Genomic DNA, 21,415 nt, shown 5'->3' on the forward strand with positions numbered 1-21,415 from the left:
TTTCTTAAATTGCTTTATCAAGTTTTTTGTGAATTAGAGAGATTGTCGTTAAAGTATCTAATGCCTCTTCTTCTGTTATCAAAAAAGAAACCTTAGGCTCATGAGCTGTCGAGTTTCTTATCATACCGAAAATACCTTTGATTAAGTAACAAAGTCCAAGTTGCTCGCTCCTATCTGTAGCTGTCTGCATATTGTTTATACGAACCAATGGAGTGCTTGTTGAAAAAACAGTGTCAGCCAGAACACTGCCATCAGTGTACAATCCTGTCATTTTTCTTAGTCTGTCTGCGACACTTTTGGTAGCTTCAAAAACAGCGTGAAAATAATTATTGACCAATAACTGGGATTTACAGTAGTTAAATATCTCAGCATGTGTATTCCGGTTTTCCAATTTGTGCTTTAAGCGGTTGGCTCTTTCTTCCGCTTCGGAAATTGTCGTAGCTACATTCACCTCTATAAATTTTCCGTTCTCTTTTAGCTCCACTCCTATAAACGCCAAGCGTTTATTTACCTCCAATCTTCGGTCGTGAAACAATTCCTCATTCCCAATATACCTGACAGGCATCATTGCTTGTTGAATAAATCTTAGAATCGAATTTGAACATTGCTCTTTATTTTGACATACGACAAAAGCATTAAACAATCTTTCCATTTTGTACTGCTTGGATCAACATCCGAAATCTGAACATTTACCAGCAAATTCCCTATTTCTGAGCCGGTTAAACCATTGTTTGTATCTGCAATTGTTTTTCACAGCCCTTCCAAAATCTGGACATTGAATGTGGGGCGTTTAATACTTGCCATTCCTTAAGTCTTGTTTTATTCTGCTTACCAAATTACTAAAATAAATCTTACCCCTCCACCACTCTCTTCCAAAGACTGTTATCGTAAGGCGATTCATAGTACCCATTCTTTCTACTAATAGATTACTTCCTCTGCTGTAAGAAAACAATTTCAAAATACCATATTATAGAATATCACAATCGAAAAATCTTACATTGCTATGCATTGCTATTTACTAGTTTCATTTTGATAAGAATTAATAATTTTTTCATTTAATAATAGCAGAAACATTCCCCAATGCTGTGTACAAATTCTTAATCGCTCAGACCATTTGGAAATTGCTTCCATATCAATACTGATTTTAGTGCTTTCTTCAAATACTATTGATTCAGGATATAGGTTACCCTGAATATCAATGAATGCCTTGTAAAATGCTCTTTCCATTTCATTTTCCAGATAGTTTTTTTCATTTATAGGGAACATGTTCGCCCAAAGAACCAATGCATCAAGTACCGCTTGAAATGATTGCTGCATTTCAGCACGAATTTTTTCAATATGTTGTTTTAAATTTTCATTTTCCGGGTCGGTAAGCTCCAATTCATCAAAATGACGGAGATCATGAAAATGATCGACTAAAAATACCAATCGACTATATTGTTCTGAAACTTTTAATACTTCATTAAGTTCGGGGTACAGAAGCCTCCAACTCTCAATTCTGAGGCTTTCAATAATATTTTCATCAATACGCTTTGGCATGGAATTAATAACACCTTGTTCTTCAAATGGCTTTTCCATGATTGTAACGAATCGTACTTCATTGCAAAGATGGTTCATACTTTTTCCACGTACTGTTTGAATAAAATAAATTTTTGGAAACCACAATTCCAGCATAAGGTATTTAAGACTTGTATTTTCCGGCATCCCAATTATGGAATAAATGACTTCATAAATTTCTGCATATCCGGTAAGTGACAAAATAGGGCTATCACTATCAATAATGAAAACCGGCTTTCTACCCGTCTTATCATTGTTGATATATTGTACAGAAAATATATTGGAAGCAGAAGCATCTTTACAAGCTTTGATAATCTTTTTTTCAAAATCATCTTTCAGCTTCAGAATTCGTTTGAAAGAATGCTCCCCTTTTGTACTATCATTTAAAAAATCTCTCCAGAAAGTGGCTGCCGTCAGGAGTGCATTGGTTTTTATTTGTGTACCATGTTTGGAATCGATGTTTCCAAAAGTGCTTTCATAGTTGAGATTATATGCTTTCAATCTTTTGATGGCATCAGATAAGTTAATTTGGGATAAATACTCAATCTGTTCATCATGGTTATGCCCTTGTTCAGTCTTTAACTTGATCTTTGAATACAGTGTGCTGGCAGACTGTTGCATAAAAATTTCAAAACTGCTCTTAAAATCAGATAGGCTTACAAAAAACTTTTCATATTTAGACTTCAATTTTTGGGTTACATCTTCTTTGTCATTTTTCTCACCCGATTGGCTCTTTTCTACCTGGTATATTCCTAACGGATCAGTAATGCATTGTGGCTCCAAAATTTTTTCAGGCCATTGAAATAATGCATTGTGCATAATAGGAACAACTGGTGTATACGTCTTACTCCCCTTATATAACTGCTTGAAAGCGCTATTATATTCATTGATCTTTTCCTTAGCTAATACTTCCCATTGATTTAACATTGTACGATATTCATTCCAATCTGCTGGCCTGTTTTTATAATCATAAAGTTTGATAAAACATGAATTTATAGCTACCCATTCTTCTAAATGCATATTTTCAATGGAAATATTCTGGCGTGTTTCATCATAATCCATAGAAAGCAACTTAAACCGGTGTCCATGCCCTTGGGTATTGAACTGCTTTTGATCGGGTAAAGCAGTCCTGATAATATCCAGAATATTCACAGCAAAACCATTTGTTGATCTTTCAAAATTGTACTTGATAATATCAATGACAAAGTGCACATCCACCTGGCCATCGTTCACAGATAAATGGATAATGTCAAAATCTTTTTTTATTCTTTGTATAAAGAAGTCAATATGTTTCTCTCTGATTGCATTTAATACTGGTGAATAAGAATACATTCCCAACATCAATTTTGATAAACTTTTGCTATCCATAGTTTTAAATGCTGATTCAAATTGATACTCCGGAATGTCCGGCACAGCATCTTTATTATTGGGAATATTTCTTAACCAAAATAGCGCTTCTCCATAAGATCTCCATTCAAAAGTATTAAGGGGTGGCGCATCAGGAAAAGGAAGTTTATTGATTATAGCTGATGCTAAATTGAAAATATCCTGCTGCGGAAGCAATCTTTCATTAATGTCCTTAATCTTTTCTCTAAACGCTTCATCGGCATTAATCATGTCGAGCATACCGCTTGGGTCGTAGTTGACACCAAATCTAACACCAGTAAACATTACCCATGCGCCGTTGCAAAGATCTCTACATTCATCTATGATTGTGCGGTTTTGTTCAACATACACACCGATACCCACCCAAATAAACGCTTTGAGAATCGCCGTATAAATAGACCAATTATTTACAACTACCTGTTTGGATATATCCTCAATAAAAAGTTGGGGATCAAAAACTTCTTCATAAAATAATTGTAGGAGAAATAAATACAGATCTTCTTCCGCAAGTAAAGGAATGGCTTTATAGGCATATCCAAGTTTACTATTCGTAAACTCGTCAAAAAGAATTTCAACTAATTTGGCAGACCTTACGATATGTAAGCCCTGTATATATTTCCGGTCGGATGACCGCCTGATTAAATATTCATTCTCTAATTTTTCCAGAATAAACTGGTAGTCTACATTTGTATCCAATTTGGAAACATCAATTTTTGCTCCAAGGGAGTCCGCCAAACTAACAATCCTTAAAAACGCAATTTGCTGGTTACTGTTATAAGAACCCTCACTTGCGATTTGCCGAACCTGATGCTTTAATTTATTATATAAGGAATCTCCCTGGGTAATAGAATAAACAAATTCCAATAAAGGAACATTACCACCCATTTGTATCCAGGCTTCTTCAAAATCAGTAAAATGACAAATCTTATTTCTTTCATTCAAATTGGAATAAATCATTTTAGCTTCATCCTCCGAAAGAGATAAATCCAATTCTTGATGTTGAAACTCTATACCTGCAGCCGTCGCTTTGTACCAATCTTCATTTCTTATAGCAACCAGAAATTTAATATGATTGAAATGTGCTGATTCTTTTACAATCTGAAGCCAATCAGTCGTGTTGGGGTTAACGTTGATAACAAAAACAACAGGAATATCTAATTTCTTACTGATGGCAGCAATGGCTTGAATTGATTGCTGTGAAATCACAGGGTCTTGTTGAATATTCAACTCAAAAGAAAGCCAATCATTACTATAATGGTGTACATAGCTGTAAAGTAAAGCTGTTTTCCCTTGTCCGGATGCACCTTTAACCACCACTATATTATTCCCGATTAGGCTATCTTTTATTTTTTGTAAATAGCCTTCTCTGCTCACATCAAGCCCTAATAAAATATGTTCAAATCTTGTCAACGTTGCATGATAAAACTCTTTTTCTAAGAGTTCCTGATTTACATCATTTGTTGAAACTTTATGCAAAGGTTTTAAAACCAGGCCATATTGTTGATGTATCGCAATTCTTTTAACGATATACAATGCAAAGTCCTGAACCTTGCTATAAAAGTCTTTTGCAGTAATAGGCTGTTGTTTTTCTGCAATGAGTTGTAGCCAGTACAATAAATAACCTGCTGTTGGTGTTGGGTCTATTTCCGGGAAGTGCTCTTTCATCATTCTTTCGACTTCCTCCGCAACCGTATCCTCTGAAATTTCCTTGAATTGTATTTTAGACTTGACTAATTTCCACGCTTCTTCTGAGAGTTTGTATTTTTTTAAAATCTCTTTTTCTTTTTTAGAAATACCTCCTGCATGTTGATTCCAATTCTTCAAATCAGCGCTTACTTCACTGTAAGATACCAATACGGGAACTGCGGAAACATATCGTTCTAAAAACCTTTTTATAAATGAGGTTTTCTTATCGGATAAAATGTCTGATAAGGTAATGGTTTTACCAAGATTCTTTAATTGTATAGCATAAAGAAGTTCTCCTTGATTATCTAATACATCTAAATCTTCTTCACCTTCTAACCGGTAAATCAAATCATTTTCAAGTGTGGATAACATATAATGTAGTGAATATAAAAACTGGGTTCTATAACCACGTAAAGCAGCTATGGCAGACATTTAATGTAATTGTATTTGGTGTTTTCCTGTATGCACAAATATACCAAAAACAAATACCAAAACAATTATGGGAATCCGTAATTAGTACGAAAATACATTATGCAAACGTACAATGAAGTTAGCATATAGAAACTCCATTAACAAGCTATTATCACAAATGCTAAATAACCGCACAATAACATTATTTTTTTGAAATACTATCCATATACAAAATAGTTTATGACGACCAAATTATAAAAGACACAAACGATGACTTTATTGGAAACTCAACGTAATTCCATGCGGAGGATACAAATCTGATTCATGCACTCAAAAGCGAGATTGAATTGCTGAAAAACAAAAATACAAGAACTAAGGTAGTGCTTAATCATTTTTTCAAGATACATTTATTATCTCCCATTCATCCTTATTAATATCCTGAAGGTGCCTATCAAATCAATCTTTATGAATAGCAATACAAAGCAAATCCGTTGGCCGTGAAAACCCAACATATGCCATTTTAATAGAACTCTTATGATACACCCTATTATCATTAAAACTATTTCCTAAGAATTGGTTTGTTAATCTTTCTGATTCGTAATTACTCTGATAATAGGGCTCTAAATATAAAGTTGCACAATGTGTTTGTCCTTTTACAGCATGAACACTGGTGATTTCAATTTCTAGCCCATCTTCCCTGTAATGGTTAGTAATTTCTATTTCTTTGGCAGCAGCAACGGGCATTCTCGTTGTATCATTATTGATGAATAGCAAACTTGTTGAAAGTGGGTGTTCGGAAAATATGGGATACACATGAAAAAGATAAAACAAATAATTACAAACTGGGAGCCGCTCTTGCAGGAACGTTGTAGCAGGCTCAACCGTAAGCAACGCGTTAAGCTGCTATGGATATTTTCTATCGGGTATTTTCTGTTGACTATTATGGCAATGGTAGGACCTATATGGATGCCGGTAAAAACAAGATTCCGGTACAGCATATTGAAAACCCTATTCCTGTCAATACCCTGAAGAAACAGGTTACACCAGACATCACCTTACCCCAAAAACTTAAATAAGATGGAAGAAGAAAAAACAAAAGGACATCTGTGTTGATCCACGAACAGAAAACAGGAGCGACACCCGGTGAAGTGCCTGCTGCGGGTAATGCACAGCGCATAAAAAAATGGGGCATCTATTTACTGATGGCCATTGCCTTTGCAGGATGCCTCTACCTGATTTTTGCTCCCAAGAAAATGGCGCGGTTATCAACAATAAGGACCAGTTTGTATATGGCGGGGGTGGCCGCCTAACATTAGAAACTTACCTGGGCAACCGGTTTGTTTTTTTCCTGCAAGGGAAAACAAAATATATCTTGGGAACTTCCATGGAACGCTTCCGCCCTACTATTGGTGTGGGATTGCGTTATATTTTTAAATCATTATTTAACCAGTAAGATTATTAACAATTATACATACAAAAAGGATTTATCATTTTTCAGCAATTAAGACGAGGGTTCTTTATTGCATCGATGATGATAACAGTATTACTGCTTACAGCCTGTGAAAAGGGGTTGGATATCCAGACGGATTTTCCTTTTGAGATAAAAACACGCCCGGTGCCAAATGGTGTGATGACCAATCAAACCATAGAGATAAGATGCAAGATAAAAAAGACGGGCAACTACAATGGTGTAAAGTACCACATCCGATATTTTCAGTACGATGGTGAAGGCCTGCTCCGGATGAACCAATCCAGCGAAGACATCTGGAAAAAATGTGCAGATTGTGTTTCCAGGCCGGAAGAAAAAGATATAAAAGCGCCGGCGTTATTACTCAATGAACCGTATCTATTGCCTTCTGAGACTTTCAACTTGTATTATACTTCTCTTTCCAAAGAACAGCAGTCGTTTACCATTGGGTGAAAGATCATTTTGGAAATGAGCGGTCGATGGTATTTGAATTTACTTCTAAAAACAAAGAATAAATATTTCTTACACTTTGAGGTTTACAAACGGCCGGGGTTTCTACTCCGGCTTTTATATTTTTTCAATTATTCTTGAAGATCTGATAATATTTTTTTAATTTATTACAGCTAACAACCTGATAAAGAGAACATCAAATTATTCTCATCCAATGCAAACTAAATACGATACAGTGTAGCAAATATAATTTGACGACAATTTTTGAAGGTACTAAAAAACCTTGCCATGGATTATACTTTATTTATCATGGGCATATTTTTCTTCGTTATCGGCCTTGCTTTATCCTATCAGTTTAAGCGGAGAAAATTTAACTAGCGAAAGGCTACTCTTCTTATGCCACACTATACACTTTTATTTTGAAAATAAAAATAACCCCTTTGTGGTATTTTATAAATAGAGGAACTGATGTAACTTAGTCTTGATAGATTAAGCGAGATCTATTAAGCAGTAACCCATCCTTATGAAAAACTAATCCCCCAAACCAATAAATATGAAAAACTCAAAATTTTTATTTGCTTTTTTAAGCATTACGATTATATCAATATGCTTAACCTCCTGCAACTCCTGTAGCCGGATGCTCTAAATCATTCTAATAACTAAAAAACTATAAAACATGCAACCTATATTATTCATATTGGGGTTGGCTTCAATCCTCTCCCCCTCCTTTTACTCTCACGAAAATTTTGAATTGACAGTTGATAGAAAATTATCGTCCAGTAACTGTACCATGGGTTACCTGATTGCAAACGGGAAAAGCATTTGTTACACATTAGAATTACCCTGGAAAGATAATCTAAACAACATTAGCTGTATCCCCATAGGCACTTACAAGGGAATCTTAAGATATGACAAAAAAGATGGATGGAGAATTCAGTTGGATAATGTTCCTAATAGGACCGGTGTACAAATTCACATGGGTAATTACACAACGCAGATTGAAGGATGTGTCTTGGTTGGCACAGATGCTAAAGTTGAAAATTGTTCTGTACTCAATAGTTCGGCAGCCTATGTAAAGCTAAAAGAAGCATTTTACGGGACTAACAACCCTAATAGCACACCCAACAAAAAAATTACCGTAACCTTTAAATAACAAATCAAATGAAAAATATTTATTTTACCGCATTGGTGTTATCTTTTCTATGCCTAAACACCATTCATTCACAGGTAACCCCAAATTCCAACCGATTCGATGTTGAAAATTTTATTGCTATTGACAATAAAGGTAAATACTATCCGTACACCACTCATGGTTTTTATGAAAATGTGGCAAAAGGTACGGCCGCCAGAATATTTATATTACCTGTTCTCAAACTTGATTTAAATAAAATTAAATTTATTGATAAACAAGGGCGGGAAACCTATCAGGGTGATGAAAATATACGTTCAATGATTATTTCGGTAACTCAGGATCTCGCGTTACCCAATGAAACGCAAAAAGCAGGCATTATTGCTGCAATAAAAAAATACATCCATTCAGGCTTATGCTCCCGATATGGTAAGAAATGTGGTTACCGGGGTCCCTTATATTACCCCCCTACTTTTACCCGGCACTCCATTGCATAATCAGATTATTGCAACAGCGACCAAGTATCAAAGTGATGTACTTAATCCTCAACAGCAGCTTATTAGTGATTATAATGCAAACTATAAGGCTCAAATAATATCTCCAACAGAGTTAGAAATAATTGTTGAGGCGGGAGGTGAGGTTGTTTATACAAAACGGATTCCAAATACATGGATTGCTACTGGTAGCAAGCTTAGTGATATCACAATTGACTACCCTACGGAGTATGTTAAAAATTTAATTGCAGATGGCAATGGGTTAATATTAATTAGCTATAAGTTTAGAGATTCTAAAGGTAGTTACATCAATGCACATATAGATGCATCTGCTATTGTGAACCAGTTTTTGGATGAGGCCTATCAAAGTAGTGTTAGCCAAAAGTCAAGCGGCTGGTCGTTTTTAGGATTTGGTAGTAGTAAAAAATCAATCAAATCTTCTTTTGATCAACAGGTAACCCAACAAAATACAAGTAATAGTATTGCCAATACAACTATCGAAATGTATGATGCCGATGACCAAATGATTAAAGAGTTTGAAAGCGTATTTTTCCCTATTTTATCTCGGACGGAAGTAATACAAAACCATATTAACTCTGCTGCAAAAGCAAAAGCTGAAGGAAATACCACTTTGGAAAATTTACATTTGAAATTAGTCGAGTCATTACAAAACAATAATCCTGATTTAGCGCCCAACATAGAAAAGGCTGTTGCTGCTTTAGGAAAAAAGGATTACATCGGTTTTATTGCCAATGGTATAAGATGGGGAAATTATTCAGGGGGCGGCAATAATACCTTCCGAAGAGTATTAAACAGCAGTGAAATGACAAATCTGGTATCGAATTGGAGCCAAACCCGGACGATCACGCTTCAGCACGCCGTCACCCAACCTGTTATAGTTTCACAAGACGTGCAATTTAGAGCCTCTCTGGGTATAGTAGATGTTATTTCTTTCCAAAACAATTTGTATATGTCAAATGGATTTGGAAATGTTATTATACAACCTGTCAATGGCGTTATTTTGGGCCCCATTACTACAGGAGGTGCTTTACATCAGAATAATATTACACCGGGAACTCTAATGACAAAAATAGGATCCTATTCCGTTTATAGTGGCCAGACTTTTACGGATGCGCTGAGCCATTATAAACCAGGTGATAAAACGTATCTTACCTTAATCACCCCAACAGTAAACCCAAACATTTATCAGGAACAAAGAGTACAGATTACCTTAGGCGCCTATCCAAAGATTAATTAGTATCAGAAAAAATAAAGGTCGGTAAACTGATTGCCTATATATCCCTATTGATGTTTTGGCAGGATAAAAAAGGAACAAAGTGTAGAAATTCAAAAACCGGTTAAATAATTTGCCATTGAGAAAAACCTAGACTGTATAGCGGTAAGAGCATTATAATAACCAAGATACACTTGACATACCCGTGTAAATATATTAAAGATTAAACAAATAACTAAAACACTATTACCATGACAAACGAAGAAAAATTGCAGAAAATCATTGCTGCTTACACCCCATTAGATTATACAAAAATAAACCTTAAAAGAGCAATAAAGGACAACTATATTGCTGCGGAGTTTAAAGACAATTTTTGTGCTGACATCTGCATTGCTTGGCGAAATATTAATCCCACACAATTGCGAAATGATATGTTTGTAAAATTAAAGACCGGAGAGGATATTTTGAAAATCTTAAAATATGTACTGCTATGAAATCAAAAATCATTTTCAGTTTTTTTGTGCTGCCCATCATTTTAACCAATAAAATTTTTGGACAAGACTTTATTAGAGTCGGTGCAGCTCACGATTTTCAAAAAAATAAAATTGTCCAAACTTTTTCATTTGATTTTAACAGGACGGAAAAAATTGATGAAAAAAAAGGAAGATTTTTACTTTTTAACCATGATAATTTCTACATCCTGCCTACCTCAGATGTGAATATTGGTGACGGTGTTACTTCATCTGAAAACAATATTTTAGTTCAAATAAATATGGGGAAGGCATTTTATGGAGAGAAATGGAAAAGTAAAGACAATTTAAGGACATCTGCTTGGAATAAAGCAATCGAATTTAATCCCTCATATAATTCAGATAAGCTTTTTCAAGAAAAATTAGTTTTTGGCCAACTCAAGTTATTGGCTAACCTAATATCACAAAAACATAAAGACGCAACTGAAAATACTTATGTTCAATCTGTTCATTCAATCGCTTTTGGGGGATTTTCAAATCTCGGTTACAGACACAGTAAAATTAATGATACCGGTGCTTTATATTCAACAGCGGGATTATTGATAGACTACAAAACAAGAATTTTAAACGCACAAAATGAAGAGACCTGGATTTTCAAAGTAGCAGGAAATTACTACTATATAGCGTCAGATGTTCAGCAACTTACAACAGACAATTTCGCCGGACTTATAAAGTCATCCGTTGACAGGCAGCTCTTTAAGAATACATATATTGGCCTTTCACATAAATACGGAAACGATAACCCAGGATACAAATACGTTCATACTTTAGAGTTATCCGCAAAAATAAAATATTGATTAAATTAAATAAGCAAGGTCAGGTATACCTTAGAAGTAAAAGGATTATTACACATTATTCAAAAAGATTTCAATTTAGCTATTTCACTTTTACAAAAAAGACAATCTCTTCTTGTGAACGAGATTGTCTTTTTATATGTGTATCCTAACCCGCAACTATAATCCTGATAATTTTACCATCCTCTAATTTAAACTGTATGTGCAGGTGTTTTTGCACCGGATTTATTTCCTGCCCCGTAGCCCTTGGAAAATACCGCAGGTTAATGCTTACAATTGGCAATTCCAAATGCCAGGACGACCGGATGGTAAAATCCTTTCCACATAATGGTTGATCGGGAGATCGAAGGTATTCTTTGAATTCAATCATTCCATCAATTCTGATTGTCGTTTTGTGGTTCAGCAATTTTTCAAAGGACATATTTTCATGAAGTTTTTTTAAAACCTCGTCTATGTCACCATTATTACAGGCTTTTATAAAATCCCTGATAATTTTTCTTGGAATCTTTTGTATCGCCGTTGTTTCCTTCTTTTTCTTTTCCAGATAAAATTTAAAATCTGCTTCAACCAGATCCTGCATTTTATAGTACGCCGAATCAAAAGCCTCATGAGGAGATGGATAAAGCCTATCATTAAAAAAGGGCGCGTTGGTATTTTCATTTCTTGTTTTAAAATCATCTATCAATAAAACGCCCCGTTCATCGGTTGATTTTTTCACGCCATTTATAATATTCACATAATAATATTGCGCTTCATCTCCAAATAAAACTTTGATTTCGGGGCTGAATCTCTCGGGTTTTTCAACCGTTTTTTTGACAAGATATTTTGTTTGGTTTACAGGATCTTCAATTTGTCTTCCCCAACCATCTGTTGAATAGGGAGATTGATAGCGGGATATTTGAAGCCTGATTTCTTTACGCCCTCTTTCAAGACCTGATGTGTAGGCATATCCGGGAAAACACTCCAGTATAGCATTGTCCAGTTCCCATTGTTCGTAATCGCTGGTAAAGTCTATTTGATAACTATGTTCATACTCACGGACAAAAATAGGCGACTGAATTTGGCTCCCGATAATTTTCTGTTCTATCTGTTCTATATCCGCTTTTCGGTTTATGTTAATGGTGATCTCGGTTTTTATCATGGCGTAGATTTAGTATTTTTTGGGAGGTTGCCAATTTACAAATAAGACCGTTATTAAAAAAGCCGGCGTTATGCCGGCCACTTTTAATAATAGAAATATTTCATTCCGCCTAATTCAACGTAATCCGGTTCATGCAGAAGCAATGCCACTATTTCAGGAGCATAATCATCATTTCTGAAATGGTGTACCAAATATTTTCGTGCTTTATCAAGTTTGTCTTGCTCATCTTTATAACAGGAAAGTATAAGTTTATCAGGATGTATATCTTTCGCAACTTCAATAAGGGAGTTTAAGGATTTGTTACTGTTAGCGCCAAATTCTTTACTGTTATGTTTGGCCTCCCCGATAATCAGTTTACCATCTACCAATGCCACAACATCTATTTCATTGGCAGGTTTTCTGATTCGATAATCATCATAAAGATTTAATTGATGGCTGTATGCAAATGATTTGTGGCTACGTAAACCAAGGTGTATCAGCGTTCTGATAACAGTAAGATTCCCATCTCGTTGTGTTCTGGACTGGAATATGTTATTCTTTATCAGGTCATTTAGTTTGTATGAAAAAACCTCTTCAACAGGCATATTAAAATCTTCCAAACATCCCTTACAGTTAATTTTACTGTTTGCTTCTTTTAAATGATACCAGAATATAGAAGAACAATACGAACATTTTAATCTAAAACCCTGAAGAAAAACACCCAGTTCACATAATGTTTTTAGCAGCTGCTGTAGCCCCAATCCTAAATTTTCTGCATTTGTAAGGGTATCTTCTTTTTGGCCAAGCGGTGCAATATTTTCTTCATATATCTTGATACAATACGTCAATATATCCTGAAAGGAAATCGAATCACCGGCAGCCTTTTCACTGGTGCATAAACCTTCAAAAATATCTACCCAAAATTTATCCTTAAAAAAACTGTCAATTGTTTTAAAATCAGAATTAAAAGTACGGATAAAAGAATTCATCCGATTGCTACTATCATGTGGGCCTATCTCTATGTATTTTGTCTTCGACTCGGTTCCCTGAAAAACAGGATGCTTTATCAATTGATGTAAAAGAAGGTTAAAATCTGGAATATTCATTTCAACGGTTCCAGGATCGTTTTGCATATTATGGACAAAAAAAGAAATATTTCGGTTTCTGTTAATCCTCCCGGTTTCCGCTCTTACTATATACTGTGTATCAGTAGTCAATGGAAACTGAAGTAATTTCCTGCCCGGTTTATTCAATTGATTTATTTCAATGTCAATGGCCCATTTCTGAGGATAAAAACCTACTTTTTCAGTAAAACTCAGTGAGGGGATAAAAAGTAAATTATCTTCGGAAAAAAGGGTTTGAATTACAGGCTGCTCTCCATATTCTCGCTCATGTAAACCTTTATTGTCCATTACGGTAAACGGAAAATTTGATACCTCTTTATGATGAATGCTTTTGTACGTGATTATTGGTCTTAAATGTTCTTTTATAAGCTCTTCAATCTCTTCTTTAGGAAGTGTGAAAGAAACAATTTCAATAACATTATCCCAGCTTAAATCACTAAGTATAGCTCCAAAATATTTGTCTGTAGCCAGTAACAACAGTTCATCAACAGTAAGGTATATTACATGATGGCATTCAAATAGTTGCCGGTTCCAATAGTAAAGTAAATCGACAGTTGTTGTTTTATCTTTTGCTATTACAATTTCAGATGAATCGTAGCGGGCAAGTCCACAGCTCCTTAATATTTTTGTATTTAAGTTTCGCTTAGATAACAGTGATTGGAAGATAGGTTTATGCTCATAAATAATTTTATTCAGCGATGAAAAATTATCAGGGGTTATTTTTATCTGGTTCAAGTGTTTTGCTATTTTATCTTCACCTATTGACACGTTAGAAGTTAAGCCAAAGTTTGTTTGATAAAACTCCAAAAGAGGGCTCCCTGTTCTATATAAACCTTCAGGCATAAGGATGCTATAATGATGGTCGAAGTGCGATACAAAATATAAAGCATCCACCCCCAAGATATCTTCATCTCTTGGTTCTTTGTCCAGATTATAATATCCTACCGGGTTAAAAAAACAAAGTTTTTGTATAACCTCCGGATCTACATCATTTGAATAAAAAATATAGTCCGGATCATAATATTTTATTACATCTAAATAACCTTCTACGATTGCCCCATCTTTCACAGGGACTATAGGATTACACCTCCCTCCCCATTGCCTTTGGTTAAGATGGACTAGCTTTATAAGTTTTTCAAAAGAATAATTGATATCAATAAAAAATATATAACGTAAATGTCTTGGTCTGGAAAAAATTTGGTATTGATTCATTGAAAATGATGCTTGTTAATTTGGTTTTGGGTAAAAGTTTTTTAGTTGATATGCAATACATCAACACTTCCAAGATACGGGTTTTGCTATTGCAGGACAAGCATAAATGTAAAAAATTTAAACCCTACACACTTCTCGGATCTGGCTTTAGCGGCATCTTCGCGCAACGGTGTACTTCTATGGCCGGACAATCGTAATCCACTACTACTTTGCCTTCCATTAGATAAAGCCCACTACCGCGTAGCGGCAACTTTTGCAGGCTTTGCGGAATTATTTCAAAGTTCAATTTTTCACGAATAACAAGATTGGCAATTGAATATAAAAATACTAAAACCATTTCAGCCTCTTCCAGGCTAACCTTCACACTATCAGCTTTGAGAAGCTCAGTCAGCTCTTCAACAGTTATTTTACTTATTTCTACTCTTTCCATGCTCAAATTATTGTTTTGGAACATAAATTAAAAGAGTAATTCAGTTAAATTACATATTTAGCAATCAATAAGTTATATTTTGCAGTAAATGTCTCCCTTTACAAGAAATTCGCCTGTACAAATCCTTCTAAATAAAGAACTCTGTCTTTTCATACCTTAGTCATCAATTCTATAAACAGTTTGTTTTCAGTAGCTATTTTGATTTTCGTAATATTTGGCCTGAGTTTTTTAAGTACAACCCTTCTTTTTCACATCATAACGATATATGGTCAAATAGTTCTTATAGGGGAGCTCTTTGATGGCTACAATAGCCACTGCAGAGATCATAAATGTAAATTAAATATGTTCTAAAGTAAATCTCGAATATACACCATTTTCTTAAAAAAGTGTGGTCTCGTATGTTAGCCCCACGCAATCATCAAGATATTTTTAATATAAAAGTAGTACCTATTGGTAAGGCCCCCTGTGCAATAATTAAAAAACTAAGCCGACACTTTTACAAATGTCGGCTTAATAAATATTTTGACTAAAAACCTTCCAATCTAATGCATTATACTATAAGACAGTATGTGTTGGCTTTCCAAGTTAATCATTGGTCATGCTAAACTACTAAAAACTCTGTGTAATTCATTAGTACTTTAATATTCTACGAAATTTTAAAAGTATACTCATCATACACAGTATTAATAAGTTGTTCTGAATTGATGTTTCGTGAAAAAATAGGATAATGAAAACGATCCAGCTTATTAAGGATACGTATCAGTTCCATTTTTTCTGTGCGAGTAAGATTTCCTGCAACAATATTAGTAGCCTGTCGAATCTTTTCCATTTGTTTTTCCAGGATCTGCAGCCCTCTCTCAGTAATACGGATCAGTTTACTTCTTTTATCAAGATCAGAATCTGTTTGTTCAATAAGTCCTTGACGCAAAAGTCTGGTAATAATGAGCATTCCTACAGGCTTATCATGAATATTTTTTTTGATAAGAGCCATCTTCGTCATTTCACCAAAAGCTTTTAAATTAATGAGATAAATAAAGTCTTCCTGAGTAGAAAATTCAGAATCCAGAATGGCGGATTTTGAATAAGTCTTAGCATACCGGTTAAGATGAACAAGCAATGTACTTATAGCACTTTCAGGTGTTCTTCCATTCTCCTTCCCTTCCCAATAAGGCTCCTCAGAATGACTTTTTTGGGTTGAATTTTCATTATCAGAAATCCAGGCTTTAAAGCCTTCAACTGTTCCCGGATATAGATCAGGATAAGCAAGGGTTTCATTTTCGAACTTCTGCAACAAGTCTATATAATCTTTAATAAGTGTATAATTCATATCCGCTAAATAGTTTACAAAAATACCTAATTTTCTAAAGAATCGTGCAATAATATACTCAAAACTAGAGGAAATAAAATTGTTCAAGCTGTTCTTCGCATAAGGTTCGAACCACTTCAATCCATCTATCTTCGTCATTCAGACAAGGGATATAGGTGAAATTTTCTCCCCCAGCTTCCAGAAACTGCTCTTGTCCCTCAACCGATATTTCTTCAAGAGTTTCCAGACAGTCTGAAACAAATGCCGGGCAGACAACTGCAATATTTTTAATGTCTTTTCCTGGAATACTTTCTAATGTATGGTCAGTATAAGGCTCCATCCATTTGTCTTTTCCCAATCTTGATTGAAAGGAAACAATGACCTTATCTTTTGGTAATTCTAATTTTCTGATGACCTGCTCAGTTGTACTAAAACACTGGTGGCGATAGCAGAATGCGTGACTGGGATGATTATCTTTATAACAGCAATCATTCATATTACATGTTTTTGTAGGGTCTGTTTTGTAAATATGCCGTTCAGGAACACCATGATAGGAAAATAATAAGGCATCAAAATTTTCAGGAAGTTTCTCCCTTATACTTTCCGCCAGACAATCTATATAAAAATCTCGGTTATAAAAAGGCTGTACATAGTTTATTCTTACATCTGGAAATTTCTTCTTTCGAATTTCTTCTGCTTTTCCAATCACTGTTTCAGTGGTACTCATTGCGTACTGTGGATAAAGGGGAAAGAGTACGATTTCATTGATTCCTTTTTCAACAAGATTCCTGATACCCGTTTCAATACTTGGTTGTGCATATCTCATGCCTATTTCCACAGGGATATCCACCAGATTCTGTAATTTTTGCTGTACTTTTTTTGTGATGACAATAAGTGGAGAGCCTTCGTCAGTCCATACAGTTTTATAAGCTTCTGCAGATTTAGCAGGCCTGGTTTTAAGGATTATTCCCTGAACAAGAAGCGCCCGGAAGATCCAACGATAATCAATTACTTTTTCATCCATCAGAAATTCATCCAGATATTCCTTTACATCTTTTACAGCTGTTGACCTCGGTGATCCAAGATTGATTAATAAAATTCCTTTTTTAGCCAATGTTATTTATTTTATAAATGAATGATTATACTAATATTCTGTGAGTGCTTCCTTGTAGATCTTTAGTGCTCTCTCTCTTGCTTTTGCATGTTCAACAATAGGTTCTACACTGTAATCCTCGGGAAGCCATTTTCTGATGTAGTAATGATCCTTATCAAACTTTTTGGCCTGTTCGTAAGGATTGAAAATCCTGAAATATGGTGCTGCATCACAACCACAACCTGCCGCCCACTGCCAGTTTCCGTTATTGGCCGCAAGGTCATAGTCTAATAGTTTTTCAGCAAAATAGGCTTCACCCCATCGCCAGTCAATAAGCAAATGTTTAGTAAGAAAACTGGCTGTGATCATTCTTACCCTATTGTGCATAAATCCTGTTTCATTAAGTTGTCTCATTCCAGCATCTACAATGGGATATCCTGTTCTTCCTTCACACCATGCCTTAAATTCCTTTTCGTTATTTCTCCAGCCAATATGCTCGTATTTCGTTTTAAAGCACCGATGAACAACACTCGGAAAATGATAAAGAATCTGCATAAAAAATTCTCTCCAGATAAGTTCATTAAGCCAGGTATCATTATGTTTAACAGCATATTGAACACATTTTCGAATGGAAATGGTTCCAAAGCGCAATGCTGCACCAAGATGGGTGGTATGATCCATTGCAGGGAAATCGCGGTAATCTCCGTAAGAATCTATTATATCGCTATTGAGTTCAGGTTTCATGAATTCAAAATTCGACTTTTTAAATCCAATTTCTTTTAACGAAATGATATCCGAAGGTCCATTATAATCAGCAAACTGATCCCGGTTTATATCAAGCGTTTTTATATTTTTCAGATTTTCTTTCCATTTCTTAGAGTATGGGGTAAAAACAGTATATGGAGAAAGATCATTTTTCAGAATATTATTTTTTTCAAATATCACCTGATCTTTAAAATCCTCCATCTTGATATGATAATTCAGAAGGAGCTCAGCTATGTGACCATCCCTTTTTATAGCCTGCGGTTCATAATCCCTATTACAAAAAACACTATCTACATTAAAATCTTTGATTATTTTTTTAAAGACTTCTATTGGAGTTCCATAATAAACAAGAAGTCCACTACCATACTTTTTAAGTTCTTTATGAATGTACTGTAAAGCCTGATGTATATAGTCAACCCTTCTGTCACTTTTATTCTGAAGACTGTTTAAAATATCAGTATCGAAAATAAAGACAGGAACAACCTTTACACCTGTATTAAGTGCATGATAAAGTCCTGTATTATCTTCCAGTCTGAGGTCTCTCCGGAACCAAAAGATATTCACTTTATTCATGATTTGATCTTTTAAAATAATTCTTTTATATTACAATACAAATATACTAATAATAATTACAAATAGTATATTAATACGCCACATAATCTACGGCATAAAGTTTGTGAAATTATAAGCAGAATAAAACAAGTGTTATGGACTTGTTGGAAACTGAACGATTAGATATGAGGAAAGATCAAAACCTCATTGCTGAGTTTTTCAACTCGGTTATAAAAAAAGATTTAAATATCGAAATAAATGTTAGCAATGAATATATGGTTACACATAATATTATATCACAAAAATTAATTCTCGTCAAGACTTTTTCAAGCATTATTTTGGAAAATCCTGATCTTTATTTCTTATTATCTTCTTTAATTCAGGGAATTAATATGCGTACATTAACGAAAACACAGATTATAAAATACCTTTATGAAAAGTAAAAAATCTCTCAGAAACTGAGAGATTTTATCGCTGCATGACTGCTGTCAGACCTGTTCTTTTATGTGTTTTTCCACCATTCTTTCAAGATCATCTAAATTAAATGGTTTTGAAACATAATCATCTGCCTGTGCTTCTGATGCTAAGGAAACGATATCATTATTAGCCGTGACATAAATTACCGGAATATGTTTAAATTCTTCCGTGCTTTTAAGAAGTTTTGTAGCTTCTACACCTCCTATATTCGGGATCCAGTTATCCATGAGAATAACATCGGGCTGATAATCTGCTACTTTCTCAATAATATCATGTGATGTTTCTGAGATTTTAACTTCATATCCATTTTCTTCAAATATGATGGTAATAACTTCTAAGATCGCCGTATCATCATCGAATATCAAAATTTTCTTTTTACTCATATTGTTTATGATTATTTATATTCTTAAATATTATAATTGTTTTATATAATTCGCTAAAGTTTCAGGTTTAATAATCAGATCATAATCAATTTCTTCCATAGCATGTCTGGGCATGTATTCCACTTCTGCGGATTCAGGATCCTGAATCCATACTTTTCCATTATTTTTTTGATATAATTTAACCCTTCTACTCCATCAGCATTAGCTCCCGACAACAGAACACCAATTACATCTTCACCGTAAATCTCTGCTGCAGACCTGAATGTCACATCTATGGAAGGACGCGAATAATTCATTTTCTCAGAACTGTCTAAAGACATCATTTTAGTATTCTCAAACAATAAGTGATAATCGGCAGGAACAATATATATCGTATTGTCTTCAAGCTGTGTTTTATCCTCAACCTCTACAACAGATATTCTGGTAAACTGTTGCAGTAAAGTCCTAAGAATATCTCCGGACTGTGCTTTGCGATGGATGACCAGCAAAATGGGAATATGAATATTATCATCCAGGTTTTTAATCATTTCAATAATTACCTGAAGGCTTCCCGCTGATCCTCCAATCACAATTAATCTCGTACTGATTGGTGATTTCATAGTATAAGATATTAGTGATGGTCAATTTTTTCCAGATTTTCTGATCTTCAATCTGATGATAATGTTTGTCAATAGCAGAAAATCGTAGTGTTTCTTTTGCACCTAATGCAAGAAAACCTAAATTCTCTAAACTGTTATCAAAAAGTCTGAATACTCTTTCCTGAAGTTCCCTGTCAAAGTAAATAAGTACATTTCTACAGACAATCAGTTGAAAGCTATTAAAGGAACTATCAGACACAAGATTGTGCGTTGATAAAATCAGTTTTTCCTGTAAACTTTTATCAAATCTTACGCTGTCATAATTGGCGGTATAATAATCAGAAAAATCTCTGATCCCACCAGAAAGCATATAATTTTCAGAATAAACCTTCATCTGCTGTAGAGGGAAAACACCTGCTCTTGCAGTTTCAAGAACCGCGGGGTTTAGGTCAGTCCCATAAATCAGAGACTTACTGTAGAGACCGGCTTCTTTCAGTAGAATTGCTATAGAATAAGCTTCTTCACCTGTTGAGCAGCCTGCGATCCAGATCCTGATCAGGGGATAAGTACCTAACTGAGGGAGTATTTTCTCCCTTAATATTTTAAAAAAAGAGGGATCTCTGAACATTTCGGTAACATTTACTGTCACTTCTTCTACAAAGCGCTTCAGATATTCAGCATCCTTGATAATGGTATATCTGAGCTCTGCAAAACTTGTAAATCTGTCTAAAAGACATATTCGATTTACTCTTCTTTTAAAAGAAGCCCTGCTATAACCAGAAAAGTCATAACCATACAAATCATAAACATCCCGGATAAGATATTCTATTTCTTCATCTTTATGATACTTGGTTCCAGCATCTATGAAATTTTTTCTATTGCTACTATTAAAAGATCAACATCAATTGGTTTTGATACGTAATCATCGGCTCCTGCTTCCAGGCATTTCTGGCGGTCTTCAGGCATTGCCTGCGCAGTTACTGCAATTACAGGGACATGTTTGATTTCAGGAGTATTTCTTATCATTTTTACCGCCTCGTAACCATCTATTCCGGGCATCATCATGTCCATCAGAACAATATAAGAGGAACCAGATTTCAGGATTTCTAAAGCATCCTGAGCCATAGTACAGGATTCAACCGCATATCCCCTTGCTTTAAGGGTTAATTTCAATGCAAATATATTGCGTGGGTCATCATCCACAATTAAGATTTTCTTATCCATCAGAATTTTATC

The 21,415-nt window shown here is 34.7% G+C and carries 22 protein-coding genes and 1 pseudogene; 10 read left to right on the forward strand and 13 right to left on the reverse strand.

From position 1 onward, the window contains the following. Positions 1-4 precede the first annotated feature (4 nt). From BOQ64_RS00485 to BOQ64_RS00495, 3 genes are all read right to left on the reverse strand, one after another. Positions 5-652 carry a TIGR02391 family protein gene (locus BOQ64_RS00485; RefSeq protein WP_228448016.1) on the reverse strand — a complete coding sequence of 216 codons (648 nt, stop codon included), beginning with the start codon at positions 650-652 and terminating at the stop codon, positions 5-7. A gap of 359 nt (positions 653-1,011) precedes the next feature. Further along, complete coding sequence (locus tag BOQ64_RS00490) at positions 1,012-5,061, reverse strand: hypothetical protein (RefSeq protein ID WP_129059601.1); 4,050 nt, start codon at positions 5,059-5,061, stop codon at positions 1,012-1,014. A 435-nt stretch (positions 5,062-5,496) separates the two neighbouring features. Continuing rightward, positions 5,497-5,853: a hypothetical protein gene (locus tag BOQ64_RS00495; protein ID WP_129059602.1), complete on the reverse strand. Its 357-nt coding sequence runs from the start codon at positions 5,851-5,853 to the stop codon at positions 5,497-5,499. A 92-nt stretch (positions 5,854-5,945) separates the two neighbouring features. On the opposite strand from BOQ64_RS00495, the gene BOQ64_RS22955 reads away from it, so the two are divergent. From BOQ64_RS22955 to BOQ64_RS00530, 9 genes are all read left to right on the forward strand, one after another. After that, positions 5,946-6,116, forward strand: a complete 171-nt coding sequence (locus BOQ64_RS22955) for a hypothetical protein (protein ID WP_164975719.1) — start codon at positions 5,946-5,948, stop codon at positions 6,114-6,116. A 33-nt stretch (positions 6,117-6,149) separates the two neighbouring features. Then, positions 6,150-6,350, forward strand: coding sequence for a hypothetical protein (locus BOQ64_RS23520; RefSeq protein WP_228448216.1), 201 nt, complete (start codon positions 6,150-6,152; stop codon positions 6,348-6,350). Further along, positions 6,263-6,493, forward strand: a complete 231-nt coding sequence (locus BOQ64_RS00500) for a conjugal transfer protein TraO (RefSeq protein ID WP_228448182.1) — start codon at positions 6,263-6,265, stop codon at positions 6,491-6,493. Before BOQ64_RS23520 ends, BOQ64_RS00500 begins: the two co-directional genes overlap by 88 nt. Positions 6,494-6,568: 75 nt before the next feature. Continuing rightward, positions 6,569-6,961 carry a TraQ conjugal transfer family protein gene (locus tag BOQ64_RS00505; RefSeq protein ID WP_129059603.1) on the forward strand — a complete coding sequence of 131 codons (393 nt, stop codon included), beginning with the start codon at positions 6,569-6,571 and terminating at the stop codon, positions 6,959-6,961. Positions 6,962-7,634: 673 nt separating this feature from the next. Continuing rightward, a complete protein-coding gene (locus BOQ64_RS00510) occupies positions 7,635-8,111 on the forward strand; it encodes a DUF5675 family protein (RefSeq protein ID WP_129056964.1) in 477 nt (158 codons plus the stop codon). Positions 8,112-8,119: 8 nt separating this feature from the next. Then, positions 8,120-8,584: a hypothetical protein gene (locus tag BOQ64_RS00515; RefSeq protein WP_129056962.1), complete on the forward strand. Its 465-nt coding sequence runs from the start codon at positions 8,120-8,122 to the stop codon at positions 8,582-8,584. Continuing rightward, the gene (locus tag BOQ64_RS00520) at positions 8,577-9,839 is read left to right on the forward strand and encodes a hypothetical protein (RefSeq protein ID WP_228448018.1); all 1,263 of its coding nucleotides are present in this window, start codon (positions 8,577-8,579) and stop codon (positions 9,837-9,839) included. The genes BOQ64_RS00515 and BOQ64_RS00520 overlap by 8 nt, the downstream gene beginning before the upstream one ends. Before the next feature lie 227 nt (positions 9,840-10,066). Next, on the forward strand, positions 10,067-10,309 hold the full coding sequence (locus BOQ64_RS00525) for a hypothetical protein (protein ID WP_129056958.1): 243 nt from the start codon (positions 10,067-10,069) through the stop codon (positions 10,307-10,309). Then, positions 10,306-11,142 (forward strand): hypothetical protein, encoded by an 837-nt coding sequence (locus BOQ64_RS00530; protein ID WP_129059604.1) that lies wholly within the window; start codon positions 10,306-10,308, stop codon positions 11,140-11,142. Before BOQ64_RS00525 ends, BOQ64_RS00530 begins: the two co-directional genes overlap by 4 nt. 145 nt (positions 11,143-11,287) lie before the next feature. Here BOQ64_RS00530 and BOQ64_RS00535 read toward each other — a convergent pair whose 3' ends face one another. The 6 genes from BOQ64_RS00535 to BOQ64_RS00560 all read right to left on the reverse strand — a co-directional run bounded on the left by BOQ64_RS00535 (position 11,288) and on the right by BOQ64_RS00560 (position 18,762). Beyond that, entirely contained in the window at positions 11,288-12,280 is a 993-nt protein-coding gene (locus tag BOQ64_RS00535; protein ID WP_129056954.1) for a nuclear transport factor 2 family protein, read from the reverse strand. Positions 12,281-12,363: 83 nt separating this feature from the next. Next, positions 12,364-14,595, reverse strand: coding sequence for a hypothetical protein (locus tag BOQ64_RS00540; protein WP_129056952.1), 2,232 nt, complete (start codon positions 14,593-14,595; stop codon positions 12,364-12,366). 124 nt (positions 14,596-14,719) lie between these two features. Continuing rightward, positions 14,720-15,025: a hypothetical protein gene (locus BOQ64_RS00545; protein WP_129056950.1), complete on the reverse strand. Its 306-nt coding sequence runs from the start codon at positions 15,023-15,025 to the stop codon at positions 14,720-14,722. A gap of 646 nt (positions 15,026-15,671) precedes the next feature. Further along, positions 15,672-16,352, reverse strand: coding sequence for a MarR family winged helix-turn-helix transcriptional regulator (locus BOQ64_RS00550; RefSeq protein WP_129056949.1), 681 nt, complete (start codon positions 16,350-16,352; stop codon positions 15,672-15,674). A gap of 64 nt (positions 16,353-16,416) precedes the next feature. Then, entirely contained in the window at positions 16,417-17,445 is a 1,029-nt protein-coding gene (gene hemH / locus BOQ64_RS00555) for a ferrochelatase (RefSeq protein WP_129056947.1), read from the reverse strand. Between the two features lie 30 nt (positions 17,446-17,475). Next, entirely contained in the window at positions 17,476-18,762 is a 1,287-nt protein-coding gene (locus BOQ64_RS00560) for a cryptochrome/photolyase family protein (RefSeq protein ID WP_228448021.1), read from the reverse strand. 134 nt (positions 18,763-18,896) lie between these two features. Between BOQ64_RS00560 and BOQ64_RS00565 the strand changes: the two genes are divergently transcribed. Next, positions 18,897-19,184, forward strand: a complete 288-nt coding sequence (locus BOQ64_RS00565; protein WP_129056944.1) for a hypothetical protein — start codon at positions 18,897-18,899, stop codon at positions 19,182-19,184. Positions 19,185-19,229: 45 nt separating this feature from the next. On the opposite strand, the gene BOQ64_RS00570 is transcribed toward BOQ64_RS00565, so the two are convergent. From BOQ64_RS00570 to BOQ64_RS00585, 4 genes and pseudogenes are all read right to left on the reverse strand, one after another. Beyond that, entirely contained in the window at positions 19,230-19,601 is a 372-nt protein-coding gene (locus tag BOQ64_RS00570; protein WP_129056942.1) for a PleD family two-component system response regulator, read from the reverse strand. 30 nt (positions 19,602-19,631) lie between these two features. Continuing rightward, a pseudogene (locus BOQ64_RS00575) lies at positions 19,632-20,200 on the reverse strand (chemotaxis protein CheB). Then, the gene (locus BOQ64_RS00580) at positions 20,130-20,978 is read right to left on the reverse strand and encodes a CheR family methyltransferase (RefSeq protein ID WP_262708712.1); all 849 of its coding nucleotides are present in this window, start codon (positions 20,976-20,978) and stop codon (positions 20,130-20,132) included. Before BOQ64_RS00580 ends, BOQ64_RS00575 begins: the two are co-directional and overlap by 71 nt. A gap of 62 nt (positions 20,979-21,040) precedes the next feature. After that, the gene (locus BOQ64_RS00585) at positions 21,041-21,403 is read right to left on the reverse strand and encodes a response regulator (protein ID WP_065394352.1); all 363 of its coding nucleotides are present in this window, start codon (positions 21,401-21,403) and stop codon (positions 21,041-21,043) included. Positions 21,404-21,415 lie beyond the last annotated feature (12 nt).

Origin of the sequence: Chryseobacterium sp. CH25 (genome assembly GCF_004119455.1) — a bacterium.
Classification (GTDB): Bacteria; Bacteroidota; Bacteroidia; order Flavobacteriales; family Weeksellaceae; genus Chryseobacterium.